General features: G+C 33.8%; 12 protein-coding genes and 1 CRISPR repeat array. All 12 genes read left to right on the plus strand.

The features are described from left to right. Positions 1-79 precede the first annotated feature (79 nt). The 12 genes from cas3 to G9F70_RS07945 all read left to right on the plus strand — a co-directional run bounded on the left by cas3 (position 80) and on the right by G9F70_RS07945 (position 13,997). Positions 80-2,674, plus strand: a complete 2,595-nt coding sequence (gene cas3, locus G9F70_RS07890; protein WP_164945500.1) for a CRISPR-associated helicase Cas3' — start codon at positions 80-82, stop codon at positions 2,672-2,674. Beyond that, a complete protein-coding gene (cas4, locus tag G9F70_RS07895; RefSeq protein WP_164945501.1) occupies positions 2,671-3,165 on the plus strand; it encodes a CRISPR-associated protein Cas4 in 495 nt (164 codons plus the stop codon). Before cas3 ends, cas4 begins: the two co-directional genes overlap by 4 nt. A gap of 20 nt (positions 3,166-3,185) precedes the next feature. Then, positions 3,186-4,187 carry a type I-B CRISPR-associated endonuclease Cas1b gene (cas1b, locus tag G9F70_RS07900; RefSeq protein WP_164945502.1) on the plus strand — a complete coding sequence of 334 codons (1,002 nt, stop codon included), beginning with the start codon at positions 3,186-3,188 and terminating at the stop codon, positions 4,185-4,187. A gap of 1 nt (position 4,188) precedes the next feature. Beyond that, a complete protein-coding gene (gene cas2, locus G9F70_RS07905) occupies positions 4,189-4,476 on the plus strand; it encodes a CRISPR-associated endonuclease Cas2 (protein WP_164945503.1) in 288 nt (95 codons plus the stop codon). Between the two features lie 181 nt (positions 4,477-4,657). Next, positions 4,658-7,048: a CRISPR direct-repeat array (repeat unit 30 nt; unit sequence GTTGAACCTTAACATTAGATGTATTTAAAT). 105 nt (positions 7,049-7,153) lie between these two features. Further along, entirely contained in the window at positions 7,154-7,489 is a 336-nt protein-coding gene (gene tnpA / locus G9F70_RS07910) for an IS66 family insertion sequence element accessory protein TnpA (RefSeq protein WP_164945504.1), read from the plus strand. Continuing rightward, complete coding sequence (gene tnpB / locus G9F70_RS07915; RefSeq protein ID WP_164945505.1) at positions 7,486-7,857, plus strand: IS66 family insertion sequence element accessory protein TnpB; 372 nt, start codon at positions 7,486-7,488, stop codon at positions 7,855-7,857. Before tnpA ends, tnpB begins: the two co-directional genes overlap by 4 nt. A 78-nt stretch (positions 7,858-7,935) precedes the next feature. Beyond that, positions 7,936-9,330: an IS66 family transposase gene (gene tnpC / locus G9F70_RS07920; RefSeq protein WP_224617470.1), complete on the plus strand. Its 1,395-nt coding sequence runs from the start codon at positions 7,936-7,938 to the stop codon at positions 9,328-9,330. Between the two features lie 71 nt (positions 9,331-9,401). Next, the gene (locus G9F70_RS07925; protein WP_164948054.1) at positions 9,402-11,327 is read left to right on the plus strand and encodes a tyrosine-type recombinase/integrase; all 1,926 of its coding nucleotides are present in this window, start codon (positions 9,402-9,404) and stop codon (positions 11,325-11,327) included. Next, a complete protein-coding gene (locus G9F70_RS07930; RefSeq protein ID WP_164948055.1) occupies positions 11,324-12,295 on the plus strand; it encodes a tyrosine-type recombinase/integrase in 972 nt (323 codons plus the stop codon). Before G9F70_RS07925 ends, G9F70_RS07930 begins: the two co-directional genes overlap by 4 nt. Then, entirely contained in the window at positions 12,285-13,310 is a 1,026-nt protein-coding gene (locus G9F70_RS07935; RefSeq protein ID WP_164948056.1) for a tyrosine-type recombinase/integrase, read from the plus strand. Before G9F70_RS07930 ends, G9F70_RS07935 begins: the two co-directional genes overlap by 11 nt. A gap of 137 nt (positions 13,311-13,447) precedes the next feature. Beyond that, positions 13,448-13,732, plus strand: a complete 285-nt coding sequence (locus G9F70_RS07940; protein WP_224617471.1) for a transposase domain-containing protein — start codon at positions 13,448-13,450, stop codon at positions 13,730-13,732. After that, positions 13,719-13,997, plus strand: a complete 279-nt coding sequence (locus tag G9F70_RS07945) for a hypothetical protein (RefSeq protein WP_164947820.1) — start codon at positions 13,719-13,721, stop codon at positions 13,995-13,997. The genes G9F70_RS07940 and G9F70_RS07945 overlap by 14 nt, the downstream gene beginning before the upstream one ends. Positions 13,998-14,157: the final 160 nt, after the last annotated feature.

The raw sequence follows: 14,157 nt of genomic DNA on the forward strand, positions 1-14,157 counted from the left end.
TATTTTCAGAGGAATACCTTTGCTTTTATGAAAAAGGTATTCCTTTTTGCCTTAATGAAAAAGAAGGGTGGTAGTTATATTGAAATATAAGAACCTTGAAGAGGTTGAACTACATGATATTGAATACAGTGTGCTATATGGAGATTTACTGTATGCACATATAGGTAATAAAAAAAAGCCAGAACCTATAATAGAGCATTCACAAAAAACTATAGAATTTTTTTATAAGTTATCTAAGACAAGAGGAATAAATGAAATTCTACAAAAGTGTATTTGTAATTTAAAATATAAGGGTAAAAAAATAGAAGATGCCCCATCTGAATTAATACTTGAGCTTTTTGTAAATGCAATATATTTACATGATATGGGCAAGATAAATCCTGCCTTTCAGTTTAAAAAAATGAAAAATTTTAAAATTGAATTTGAAAACACAGCAGAGACGTCAGATAGCAATCATTCGATGTTGTCAGCTTTGATTTATATCGATGTTTTATTGCCTAAAATTCAAAGTATAGACAGTAGAAAAGCAAGAGCATTTTTAAGATACGTACTTTTAAGCTTCTCATATGTTATTTCAAGACATCATACTAGATTGACTGACTTTGGCGAAAGCGATTTTTTACAAGGCTTAATAGATTTTCAAGATACAATTTGTGATAATCCATCCTATGTAACATATTATAAAAACTCTATAGAGTTAAAAGAACAGTTGAAGTTGAATTTGCTTGGAGATATAAGTAATGATAAACATGATTCCTTTGAATTTTATATTTTAACAAAGTTATTATATTCATCCATAGTTAGCTGCGATTTTTACGCTACATATAATTATGATACCGGAAACGAGCCTGAGTTTAAATGTATAGACAATGTAGATTCGATTCTTGAAGTATATAAAAATACAGATATATATAATGGCATTAATGTTTATAGAAATAATAAGGACTTTTTTGGGAAAAATTCAATAAATACATTGAGGTCAGAGTTGTTTTTAGAAGCAGAAACAAATTTATTGGAAAATTTGGAGCAGCACAATATTTTTTATTTAGAGGCACCAACGGGTAGTGGAAAAACAAACACTTCAATAAATTTAGCATTAAATATGGTGAAAAAACTTCCTCAATACAATGAAATATTCTATATTTTTCCTTTCAACACTTTAATTGAACAAACTAAGAAAGTTTTTGATGGGGTTTTTAATGAAAACATGCAAAAAAATTTTAGGGTGGCTGTAATTAATTCTGTCACTCCAATAGTAACGGAAGCAGAAAAAAACGATAAAAATGAAGAATATGATAGCAAAATTGATTTTAAAAAAGATTACTTAAACAGGCAGATGATACAGTATCCTGTGGCATTAACAACACATATTAACTTTTTTAATTATTTATTTGGAACTGGAAGGGAAATAAATTTACCATTGATTCATCTATGTAATAGTATTGTTATCATTGATGAAGTGCAAAGCTATAGAAATAGAATATGGCCTGAAATCATAAAATTTTTAAATGCTTTTGCTAAAACTCTAAATATAAAGATAATTATAATGTCAGCAACTTTACCCAAATTAGATAAGCTACTCCATGAGGAAACTTGTGGGTTTTGCGATTTAATTAAAGATAAGAATAAGTATTATCAGAACGAAATTTTTAAGAATAGGGTAAAATTGAACTTTGAATTGCTTGGTAAAGAAAAAAATTCTAAAGAAGAAATCTTATCGAAGATTGACGAAGTTGTAAAAATAAGAGATAACACAAGGCTTCTTATTGAGTTTATAAAGAAAACAACTGCAAGAGAATTCTTTAATGAGTTGAAAAAGGCATACCCTGAAAAGAAAATTCACGAGATAACAGGGGATGACAGTAATTTTATTCGAAATAAAATTTTAAGTGAAATAAGTGCAGTGGATGCAGATGGAAACTTTATTTGTAAAGATGTCATTGTAGTTGCAACCCAAGTTATAGAAGCGGGAGTAGACATTGATATGGACATAGGTTTTAAAGACATATCAATGCTGGATGGAGAGGAACAGTTTTTAGGAAGAATAAATAGATCCTGCAAAAGAAAAGATTGTGAAGCCTTTTTCTTTAATTATGATGCCGCAGAAAAAATTTATAGAGAAGATTTTAGATTAGAATTTGATTTAACAAATCCAAGCTATCAAGAGTATTTAATAAATAAGAATTTTGAAGAGTTTTATGAAAATTGTTTTAAAAGATTAGAAGAAAAAAAATCAGAAAAAAACAAAGAAAATATTATGAATTTAGATGAAGCGGTTTTGTATTTGAACTTTGAAAAAGTGAGCAGTATGATGAAATTAATTGTAGAAGAGAATTACCAGTTGTTTTTGGCACATGAAATTAAAAATGAAGAAACAGGAGAAGTAATAGTTGATGGAAAGATGGTATGGGAGGAGTATAAAAATTTAATTTCTGATAAGGAAATGGACTATTCTAAAAGGAAAATAGAATTATCTAATGTATCTCAAAGAATGGCTTATTTTACTTATAATTATAACGATTATGATAATAAAAATGATAAATCACCGAAATTCTCTAATGAAAATATAGGAAGGCTTTATTATATAGAAAATGGTACTGATTATATAACGAGTGAAGGAAAATTTGATAGGAATAAATACAAAGAGGATTCGGGAGGGGGATTGTTTTCGTGAAAATAACAGGAACTCTAATAAATTATTATTTTCATTGTAAGCGCCAATGCTGGCTCCATGGAAATAGAATTAATTTAGAAGATAATAGTGAAGATGTGCGAATAGGAAAAGTACTACATGAGCTGAAATATGAAGGAAAGAAAAACACGGAAATTGCTATTGATAGTGTAAAAATAGATAAAATTACAGAGGAATATTTAGTTGAAATGAAGAAATCGGATGCAGATACAGTGGCAACTAAATGGCAAACTTTATTATATCTTAAGGTTTTAAAAGATAAGGGTGTTGAGAAAAAAGGAAGGATAGAATATGTTGAAAAAAACAAACAGGATAAAAAGGTAATAATTGTGGAGTTAACTGAAGAGGATGAGAAACAGCTTACTCTTTTACTTCAAGAAATAAGTATTTTTATATCACAGGACAAGCCACCAAAAACCGAATATATGCCCAAGTGTAAAAAATGTGCATATTATGAGTACTGTTTTATTTAACGAAGAGAGGAGCGTTTTCTATGGGAAAGCGTACAAGATATATTATGTCTATGGGAGAGTTAAGTAGGAAGGATAATTCCATTCAATTTAAAAATATCAAGGGAAATCTTTATCTGCCTATTGAATCTACAAGGGAAATATACTGCTTAAATGAAGTAAGTATGAACACTAAGTTTTTAGACTTCGTTGGTAAGTCTGGCATAATAATTCATTTTTTTAATTATTATGGCAAATACAGTGGAACTTTTTATCCAAAGGAATATTTAGTTAGTGGAAATTTAACAATAAAACAATCCAAAGCTTTTTTGGAGAATAGAATCTGTATAGCAAAAGCTTTTGTGCAGGGAATTGCAGATAACATCCATGAAGTATTATATCATTACTATAAGCATGAAAAGAAGGAGTTAAAGGAGCTTTTGGATTGGTTGAAAAAAGATGTACCAATATTTTTAAGTAAAGATTTGGGTATAAAACAGATTCTTTTTATAGAAGGACAAATATGGATGAAATTTTATGATAGTTTTAAATATTTCTTGCAAGAGGATTTTATTATGAATAAGAGAGTGAAGAGACCACCTGACAATCCAATAAATGCACTTATATCCTTTGGGAATTCTATTTTATATGCAAGAACTGTATCTCAAATTTATAATACTCATTTAAATCAAACCATAAGCTTTTTACATGAACCAGGTGAAAGTAGATTTTCTTTAAGTCTTGACTTATGCGAAGTTTTTAAGCCTATTATTGTGTATAAGACAATATTTGAAGTGGTGAATAATAAAAGGATACAAGTGTCAAAGCATTTTGATAAGAAACTGAATTATTGTTTGCTTAATGAGGCCGGTAAAAAGATATTTATAGAAGCATTAGAAGAAAGATTTAACAATGTGTTTGATCACCCAATATTAAAACGTAAAGTAAGTTATGAAACAGCAATTAAACTAGATGGGTATAAACTTATAAAATTTTTCCTTGAGGGGAAAGAGTTTAGCCCATTTAGATTGAAGGAGATGAAGTAATATGGGGAAAACAACTAATTACAATTATGCTTTTGTTTTTTATGATATAAAAGAAAAACGAGTAAATCGTGTGTTTAAAGTTTGTAAAAAGTATTTTAAACATCATCAAAAATCCATTTTTAGAGGTGAAATAACCCAATCTAATTTAATAAAGTTGCGTGCTGATTTAAAAAAAGTAATAGATGAAACAGAGGATTTTATTTCTATTATAAAAGTAATGAATGAACAAAGCTTTGGAGAAGAAACCATTGGAGTGAATTTTAAAGATAGTGAAGCTCTAATTTTGTAATAGTTTTTTACCAACCTAATTTCATTTTTAAAGGCTGAAACCTATTGAAAAACAAAGCTTGCATATACTTATTAAATAAAGTTATAATTATAGATGAAACGGCTGGTAAAAAAACATGTAGACTAGCCATTATAATCGATTAAGAGCTTTTAAGTATAATAACAATGGCTAACTTACAGTAGTTGAACCTTAACATTAGATGTATTTAAATCTAAATGGTTGCAAAAAAGATTAGCGTTACCAACTAGTTGAACCTTAACATTAGATGTATTTAAATCCAGCAAGAACATTTTGCATCTTTCCACGTTCCATGGGTTGAACCTTAACATTAGATGTATTTAAATTCTGCTATAAAGTCATTACTTTCTCCGTTAACGAAAGGTTGAACCTTAACATTAGATGTATTTAAATAAAACGAAAGCCATTTAGAAGATGCTAAAGAGTTCTGTTGAACCTTAACATTAGATGTATTTAAATCCACATGCCATTTGTTTTAATTGTTCTAAATTTGGTTGAACCTTAACATTAGATGTATTTAAATTAATCACCTGTCAGCTTTACAATGCTACTCGGTAGGTTGAACCTTAACATTAGATGTATTTAAATGCTTCATATATCTTTCCATCTCTGCCTTGGCATAAAGTTGAACCTTAACATTAGATGTATTTAAATGAAATTGATTCCATTGCTTTCGACCCACTCTTGCCGTTGAACCTTAACATTAGATGTATTTAAATATGCTTATGAGGGATTATAAGAATTTAACAGGTAATGTTGAACCTTAACATTAGATGTATTTAAATCAAACATAACAAGTTATTTCATGTTCTCCGGGTTCAGTTGAACCTTAACATTAGATGTATTTAAATCAACATTAAGATGCAGAGTTAAAAGAGGTTGGAGCGTAGGTTGAACCTTAACATTAGATGTATTTAAATACGGAGAAAGTACATTTAGTGATTGTGAAATAGCATGTTGAACCTTAACATTAGATGTATTTAAATAATCTTACTGCATCTCCTGGTGCAACTGCTGCACTTGTTGAACCTTAACATTAGATGTATTTAAATCCGCTGCTTCCTACTGTACTAAAATCATATGCGGGTTGAACCTTAACATTAGATGTATTTAAATAATTGACAACTAATACATTGAACATATAAATTATAAGTTGAACCTTAACATTAGATGTATTTAAATTGTTCTCGCAACTCTCTTCAAGCTCTGCTACTCTTTGTTGAACCTTAACATTAGATGTATTTAAATGCGTTTTTGATTATGTGAAATGGATATTCGGGGAGTTGAACCTTAACATTAGATGTATTTAAATTGGGTATGACCAGGACAATAGATGGGGTCCTGATTATGTTGAACCTTAACATTAGATGTATTTAAATGGGTACGCCCCTATCTTTCTAAATATTTGTACCTTTGTTGAACCTTAACATTAGATGTATTTAAATACGATTTTACCACCCTTGACTATTTCTCCTGTTATTGTTGAACCTTAACATTAGATGTATTTAAATAAATATACTTTTATTTTTGTATAATTGTCAAAAGGTTGAACCTTAACATTAGATGTATTTAAATTTGTTAAATTTCCCCCTCTATAAACCATTTACCGTGTTGAACCTTAACATTAGATGTATTTAAATAAAAGTAAACTACTGTTTAGCATTTCAACTTTGGTAGTTGAACCTTAACATTAGATGTATTTAAATAAAATTGATTGTTGTAAAGATTTAATTTCAGATAATTGTTGAACCTTAACATTAGATGTATTTAAATCTAAAGGCCATACAATATCTAGCTAAAAATGTTATGGTTGAACCTTAACATTAGATGTATTTAAATCAGTAGGCTTGTACACCATCCCCATCCAAGAAAGGGTTGAACCTTAACATTAGATGTATTTAAATTTAGGAGTAAGATTGTGTCCTTTTTTCTTTAAGATTGTTGAACCTTAACATTAGATGTATTTAAATAGCGCAAGGACAACTCGTGACATGGACACTTATGTGTTGAACCTTAACATTAGATGTATTTAAATTCACCAGTTCTTTCTTTTAACAGCCAATAAGCATGTTGAACCTTAACATTAGATGTATTTAAATCCTGTAGCTGACAACCAAACCATTGTGCCACTATTGTTGAACCTTAACATTAGATGTATTTAAATAGCGCATCTATTTGTGATTGTAAAGCTTTAATCTTGTTGAACCTTAACATTAGATGTATTTAAATAGCCAAGGTTGTTCCCTTTTAAAGTAATTAATAGTGTTGAACCTTAACATTAGATGTATTTAAATTGTGATAATCCTATTTTGTGTTTTTTATTTAGTGCTGTTGAACCTTAACATTAGATGTATTTAAATAATTTCTTGCCAGTTGCACCAGTTAATCTTGCAAGTTGAACCTTAACATTAGATGTATTTAAATTACATTAGGTACTGGGGCAAGTTCGGAAGTATTAGTTGAACCTTAACATTAGATGTATTTAAATACCCATGTTTCTTCACCAGTTTTATTTTTAAATCCGGTTGAACCTTAACATTAGATGTATTTAAATACTGCAGGACTTGTTTCAGGTAGTAAGCGATGGAACAAACACCGTCATGCAAGTTAACCTCCCTTTTGATATACTTTAATAAAGTAATCGAGGGGAGGTTTTATTTTGAGATCCACAACTAAAGATCAGCTTCTCTGGGAGCAAAGAATTAATGAAAGAACTAAAAGCGGAATGTCAGTTTCAGAATGGTGTAAAAACAATGAAATTAGCAAAAGTAAATATCATTATTGGAATCATAAATTAACTAAAAACCAAAAGTCGGATAACGAAATGTCATTTGCCGAAATCACCCCAATCCTTTCAACTGCCGATGAGGCAATACTAAATTCAGATAAATCGAATGATTTTCAGATATTTTTCAAGGGTATACAGGTAACAGTTCCAAGCAATTTCAATCAAACTTCTTTAGCAGGACTAATGAAAGTTCTGCAGGAATTATGATACATCATATAGCCGATGAGGCTGAACACATCTATATTGCTCTTGGCGCAACAGATTTTCGTAAACAACAAAATGGACTTGCTGCATTGGTTTCATTGAAATTCAAACTTGATCCTTACTCTGGTAAAAGTGTTTTCTTATTCTGCAATAAACGGCATAACTCACTTAGGGCATTACGCTGGGACCGAAATGGATTTATTTTGGTTACAAAATTTCTTTCTGATGATATGAAATTCCAATGGCCGAAGAATCAAGGGGAAATAAGAGATATAACAAAACGTCAAATGGAATGGCTTTTGGAGGGGCTGCAAATTGATCAGAAAAAGGTACATAGGGAAAATATTAATACTCAAAATATGATTTTTTAATACCACCTAAAATCTAGTATAATAGTCGTTTTTCTGGTATAATATAATTAATAGATTAACTGGAAAGGAGCCTTTTAAATGCAGTCTTTTGATGAAAAAAATCAACGTATTAGACAACTTGAAAATGAAAACAGAATGCTGCAGGAAAAGGTGAGTTTACTGGAGCACAACGTTGAGATTCTCACTCAAGCAGTGTTACATGCATCAAAACAGCGCTTTGGAGCATCAAGTGAGAAAACACCTCTGATATATGGGCAATGTTTCCTCTTCGGTGAACTAATTGATGAATTTTCAGATAAAACCGAAAACAAGGTTATAAATATTAAAGAACATAAGCGACCTGTAAGAAAAAAAGGTGACAGAGAAAATTTGATTAAAGCATTGTCACATGAGGTAATTGAATGTGTACTTAATGCCGAAGAGGCTATATGTAAAATCTGTGGCAGTGAACTTAAGATAATCGGAAAGAAAAAAGTAAGATCTGAAATGGAATATATCCCAGCGAAGCTAGTAATGAAGGACTACGTCCAATATGTATACAAATGCATTGAATGTGGAAAAAATGATACCAATCCATATGATTCTATATCCTGCGCGCCTGTACCAGCACCTGTGCTTTCGCACTCTTTTGCATCGCCTTCATGTGTGGCATGGGTAATGTATCAAAAGTATATGATGTCAGTACCACTATATCGCCAGGAAAAAGACTTTAAAAGAATGGGTGCTGAGCTTAAGAGAGACATGATGGCAAACTGGGTGATACGTAGTTCTGAATATTGGCTTATGCCTCTATATGAGAAAATGCACGAGCAATTGTTGAAATGCGGTGTTATCATGAGCGATGAAACAACCTGGCAGGTAAATCACGAGGAGGGAAAAAAGGCATCAAGCAAATCTTACATTTGGATACATAGAAGTGGAAACTGTGAAGGTCCCCCCATAATTTTATATAAATATACTAGTAGCCGTTCAGGTGATCATGCAAAGAAGTTCCTTGGAGGTTTTCATGGTTATCACGTAAGTGATGCATATGCTGGATATGAAAAGGTTGAAGGAATTACACGTTGTCTTTGCTTTAGCCATCTAAGAAGATATTATCTTGAAGCTATTCCCCTGGATTCTGGTAAAAAAGAAATTCTAGGATCGGGCGGAGCCATTGGACGAGCTTATTGTGATAAACTCTTTAGATTAGAAAGAAAATGGAAAGAGTTATCACCTGAGGAAAGAGGAAAAAACAGACTTATATATAGTGTCCCTGTACTGGATGCCTTTTTCGCATGGGCAGAAAATACCTTCACTAATCAAGAGAACCTTAAAAAAGCTTTGGGATATACACTAAATCATAAAAAATATTTTACCAATTTTCTGCTTGATGGAAGAATACCTTTATCAAACAATCTATCGTTATGCCAAGAAAAATATAATCCTAAGGATTTGAAGAAAACCATTGATATCAGCAGAGTTTCTGCATAAATCCTGAGGATTATGTTTAAACAGCAGCAGCTCAGGACATACTTATGGTAAAACTACTAGGAGGTTTTATCATGTATTATCAATGTTATGATGAAGCAGTTAAAGTCGGACTAAATGACTACAGCAGGCTCGAATATTCAGATAGCTGCTGTTCTGCTTTCCGAGTTGCCGCCAGAGAGTTCAAAGAATATATGGAATATAGGGGACTTTCATATTCAACCGAACTTACAAATCAATGGATTAATAACAGTAAGGAACACTGGAAAACTCACAAAGTCAAAGAATCAAGAAAAGCGATGAGCGTATTGGAAGATATCATGGAACATGGTGGTGTAACTATGAGTCTGCAAACTAAAATTGAACGTACGCCCCCCTATAATCAGCTTCCAAATTGGAGCAGAACAATCTTGGATAACTATCTTGCAAGATTAACTTGCAGCCATAAGGCTTCATACCTAACTCAGATAAGAAACGCTTGCTCTCGTTTTTTTTTATTTTTAAAGTTCGAAGGTATAAGTCAGCCTTCTGAGATTACCCATGGAATTGTGAAATCATTTTTTACCAAAGACATCCATATTTCATCGAAGGTCAAGAATCGGTGCAATAATGAAATTAGCCATTGTCTTATGTACATGGCTGACCATGGACTGGTTTTCAAAACTGTAGGACTTGCACTCAATAAATTTGTCATTCCCGACCTAATTATTGTTGCAGAATTACCGGAACCAGAGCGTAATAGGTTCTTGAAGTTTTTCAATTCTTTAGAGAAAGATATTCCGCATTCAATGGTAGAATATGACACAGCTGCTAAGCAACTTGCTGACATACACAAAAATCGGAAATATTCGTCTTTTATTCGCAAAATGGATGCACAAGCATCAAGAGATTTTAGAGTTTTTATGGATGCAAATTCCTTCTCGTATTCTAATGATTTAGCACTGGATTGGCTTGAGTTTCAGAAATCAAAATGGTCCCGAGCTAAGTACTTGGCTTTTCGAAGGGTTCTTTTAAGCATTAATGAGATTTTATGCACGGGAGCTTTGACAACTAGTTGCTTTTCCACTCATGAGCCAAAATATTGTCTTCCTGTGTGGGGCGATAACTTGCAGTCTCAGTATCTCTTAGAGAGAAAACATGAAGGTTGTGCCGACTCCACCATGTGTATGATAGGTAGTTCTTGTTCCAGGTTCATTGTTTTTTTAGATAAGCGCGGCATTGTTAGTGAGAAAGGGATTACGGGTGAAGTTATTAAGGATTTTCAGGTTCACGATAATCACAGCACGATTGAAGGAAAGAACGCTTACGCTGTTAAAATCCGAGGTTTTCTCAGATTTCTTGCCCGAAAGGGACTGATACCTGATACCCTCGAGCTTGCTGTGTCAACAGAAATGGCACCACACAATTCTATTGTAACTACTCTGTCAGATAAACAAATTGATGCTATCTATACTTTCCGGCAAAATGTTGATCGCCCAATTAAGTTGAGAAATATTGCGATTGTTATGTTGGGTCTCAGAATGGGTTTAAGGGCATCTGATATTGCAAATCTCAAACTGACTGACATCTCATGGAAAGAGAATTCAATTTCTTTTATTCAGCAGAAAACAGGTGTGTATTTGAAATTACCATTACTTGTTGATGCAGGCAACAGCCTGTATCGTTACATATTTGAAGGTAGGCCTCAAAGCAATTCCTGCTACGTCTTTGTCCATCATCGGGCACCCTATTGCAAACTTGGTAGTACCTTTGGGAGATTATTGAGAGCGGTAGTAACGGCTCAGTATGATAGTGAGGTAATACATGGTTTCCACGTGACCAGAAAAACATTCGCTTCAAAGCTCCTGGCAGCCGGCAGTTCTGTTCCGTCAATCGCTGCAGCACTGGGACATGTTGGCGTCCATACTGTTGATGAGTATCTTGCTACTAATGAAGATCAAATGCGCTTATGTGCCATTGGCTTAAAAGGTATTGAATATTCCGGAGGATTCAGTCTATGAAACATTATGAGTATCACAGCCAATTAGCTCCATATATTTCGGGCTTGATCAGTCAAAAAAGAGCCGATGGCTATAGATACGAGTTCGAAGCGTATATGCTGGAACACTTTGATCGGTTTTGCACCGAAAACGGATATAATAACGGCAGCCTGACAAGAGATCTAGTAATGGCATGGGCTGAGCAAAGGTCGACAGAAAGCAAAAATTATCGCAACCAAAGGGTTTCTTTCGTAAGGCAGTTGGCTATGTATATGATCTCATTGAATATAGAGGCCTACATTCCCCGGGCTTTTGAGTCTAACTCAATTTCAGTCCCGCACATTCTATCACCCGATGAAATGCATGAGTTTTACAAAGCAGTTGACAGATTCTTGCCTTGCCAGTCAAGTTTTCTGCGTTTATCATTATCATATAGTGTGTTGTTCAGGCTGTTCTACTGCTGTGGGCTGCGGTTGTCCGAAGGCTGTTATCTGAAAAAATCTGCAGTCGATCTTGAAAATGGTTGTCTTTGCATCTACCAATCAAAAGGGCGTAAGGACCGTGTGGTTTTCATGTATGAAGACATACTGAAAATGTGCAAAAGATATGACATGCTTATGCAGAAGCTGGTGCCTGATAGGGAGTGGTTCTTCCCGGCACGGGATGAATCCAAACCATTACCGAAAACAAGCATTGATAAAAAGTTCAAAGAATTTTGGAATATGACCTCTTATGCAGGAAAAGTCGATAAAAAACCTACAGTTCATTCCCTCCGACATACATTTGTGGTAACAAAAATGAACGACTGGATGAACGAAGGCAAGGATTTCGAGGCCATGATGCCGTATTTGAGCCGGTATCTTGGACATACCTCAATCGATGAAACGCAGTATTATTATCATCAGAGTATATCCGCATTTGAGATAGTCAGAAAGCACGACAGCGTCGCTGACAGGATTATCCCGGAGGTGGGTCCCTATGAAGAATAGCAACAGTAATTTATTTTTCTCAATGACATATGAGTTTCTTGACATATATATGGCAAAACAGTTGGGGCGGAGCCCTGACACGATAGAGTCCTACAGAGATGCTCTTACTCTTTTTCGCAGATATATCCTAAACGAGCTCAATATATCCATAGCTAAATTTACATTTGTCCAGTGTACCAGAAACTGCATCTTCGAGTTTCTTGAATATTTAAAAGCTCAAGGGAACAAGCCTGGCACACGTAACCAGCGGCTAGCTGCGCTCAAATCATATCTGTGGTTTGCAGCAGACAAAGATGTGACACTGCAATCCATCGCTCTTGAGGTGAGCCGTGTTCCCCAATCTAAAAATCCTGCTAATGAGAAATTTGTGCTTTCCGAGGATGCCCTAAATGCCATTTTCACTCAACCAGCCAATACCCGCATGGGATTACGGGACCGAACTATCATGATTCTGTTATACGATAGCGCTGTCAGGCTTGCGGAGATACTGAACCTTCGGGTAAATGATATCTGCTTGAGCGAAGAAAATCCCTACATCCGTGTTATGGGTAAGGGCAGCAAGGAACGTGTTGTTGCAATTAACGTCAAAACCGTAAAACATATTAAGCAATACCTTGATGGTTATCACTCAAAACATAACCTAGACACTAATCTGCTTTTCTATACAATCATTAAAGGGAAAGCCGGGAAAATGTCGGAGGGTAATGTGGAACGGTTCATACAGCAGTATGCTGCCAAGGCCAGAGAATTCTGTCATGATATACCGCCACGTGTATATCCACATATGTTGCGGCGAACAAGGGCAACAAATTTGTATCAAAACGGAGTTGAACTTGCTCTTGTTTCCAGGATTTTGGGTCACGCTTTTCTTGATACTACTCGGATCTATGCAAGGCCTTCTTTAGCCATGATGCGTAAAGCAATGGATTCTGTTGAATCCCCGCAGACGAAAGATGAAAAACCACTTTGGGTTGACTCCGAAGAGAAAATGGCTAAACTGTGTGGCCTTAGGTAAAAATATAATCCTTAGGATTTATGCATAAAATCCTCTAACAGCAAGGGTTTTATGCAAATCCTGAGGATAATATATTCCTTAGCATAAGGATCCTAATCCTTAGCTTAGGATTAGGATCCGAAATTGCTGTGAAACCCGTGGCAATCACGCGAAAGAACTCACTGTTTTCTGATTCGCCAGAGGGAGCAGAAGCCTCAGCTACTGTATTCAGCATTATAAATACGGCAGCAGCAAATAACTTAGATGCTTATAAATATCTTGAATATCTCTTCCGAAAACTGCCCAATAGTAATTTTGCATCAAATTCTTCTGTGCTTGATGAATATTTGCCATGGGCAGATAAGGTACAGCTTGAATGCAGAATAAATACAACAGAAACAGAAATAAGCAAAAAGGAGGAACCTTGCAGTGAGTCAGCCTAATATTGACTACATGATGAACATGACCAAAGAGTTTCTTAGCGGTAAAATTGACGATATATCATATACTCTTGATTTCCCATATGAGCTGGAACAGCGATACAAAAAAATGCATCGAGAAGATGATGATTATTGTGATTTGATATATGAATGTCTTTATGAAGAAGGCATAGCTATATATAATGAGCTATCAGATCCCGAATTTAAGAAACTCATTCAAAAACAGTATAACTATATAAAAGAAATTTCAAAAGAAGGATTCTATTAAAAAACAAGCTTCACAGCTTTGATGTGGAGCTTGTTTTTTAGGATACGGTAGGTGTTCCATCGCTTACTTTCAGGTATATCTTTTAATGAAATTATGACGATTTTACCAGCACCAGATTCACTCTTTACGCAGCCCTGGTTGGAAATATAACTGGTGAAAT

Origin of the sequence: Clostridium sp. FP1 (genome assembly GCF_011065975.2) — a bacterium.
GTDB classification, from domain to species: Bacteria; Bacillota; Clostridia; order Clostridiales; family Clostridiaceae; genus Clostridium_AD; species Clostridium_AD tagluense.

What these genes read in the sequence shown, in the direction of transcription:
- cas1b (WP_164945502.1), top strand. Translation starts at nt 3,186, where the DNA reads ATGGGAAAGCGTACAAGATATATTATGTCTATGGGAGAGTTAAGTAGG.
- cas2 (WP_164945503.1), top strand. Translation starts at nt 4,189, where the DNA reads ATGGGGAAAACAACTAATTACAATTATGCTTTTGTTTTTTATGATATA.
- tnpB (WP_164945505.1), top strand. Translation starts at nt 7,486, where the DNA reads ATGATACATCATATAGCCGATGAGGCTGAACACATCTATATTGCTCTT.
- tnpC (WP_224617470.1), top strand. Translation starts at nt 7,936, where the DNA reads ATGCAGTCTTTTGATGAAAAAAATCAACGTATTAGACAACTTGAAAAT.
- G9F70_RS07925 (WP_164948054.1), top strand. Translation starts at nt 9,402, where the DNA reads ATGTATTATCAATGTTATGATGAAGCAGTTAAAGTCGGACTAAATGAC.
- G9F70_RS07930 (WP_164948055.1), top strand. Translation starts at nt 11,324, where the DNA reads ATGAAACATTATGAGTATCACAGCCAATTAGCTCCATATATTTCGGGC.
- G9F70_RS07935 (WP_164948056.1), top strand. Translation starts at nt 12,285, where the DNA reads ATGAAGAATAGCAACAGTAATTTATTTTTCTCAATGACATATGAGTTT.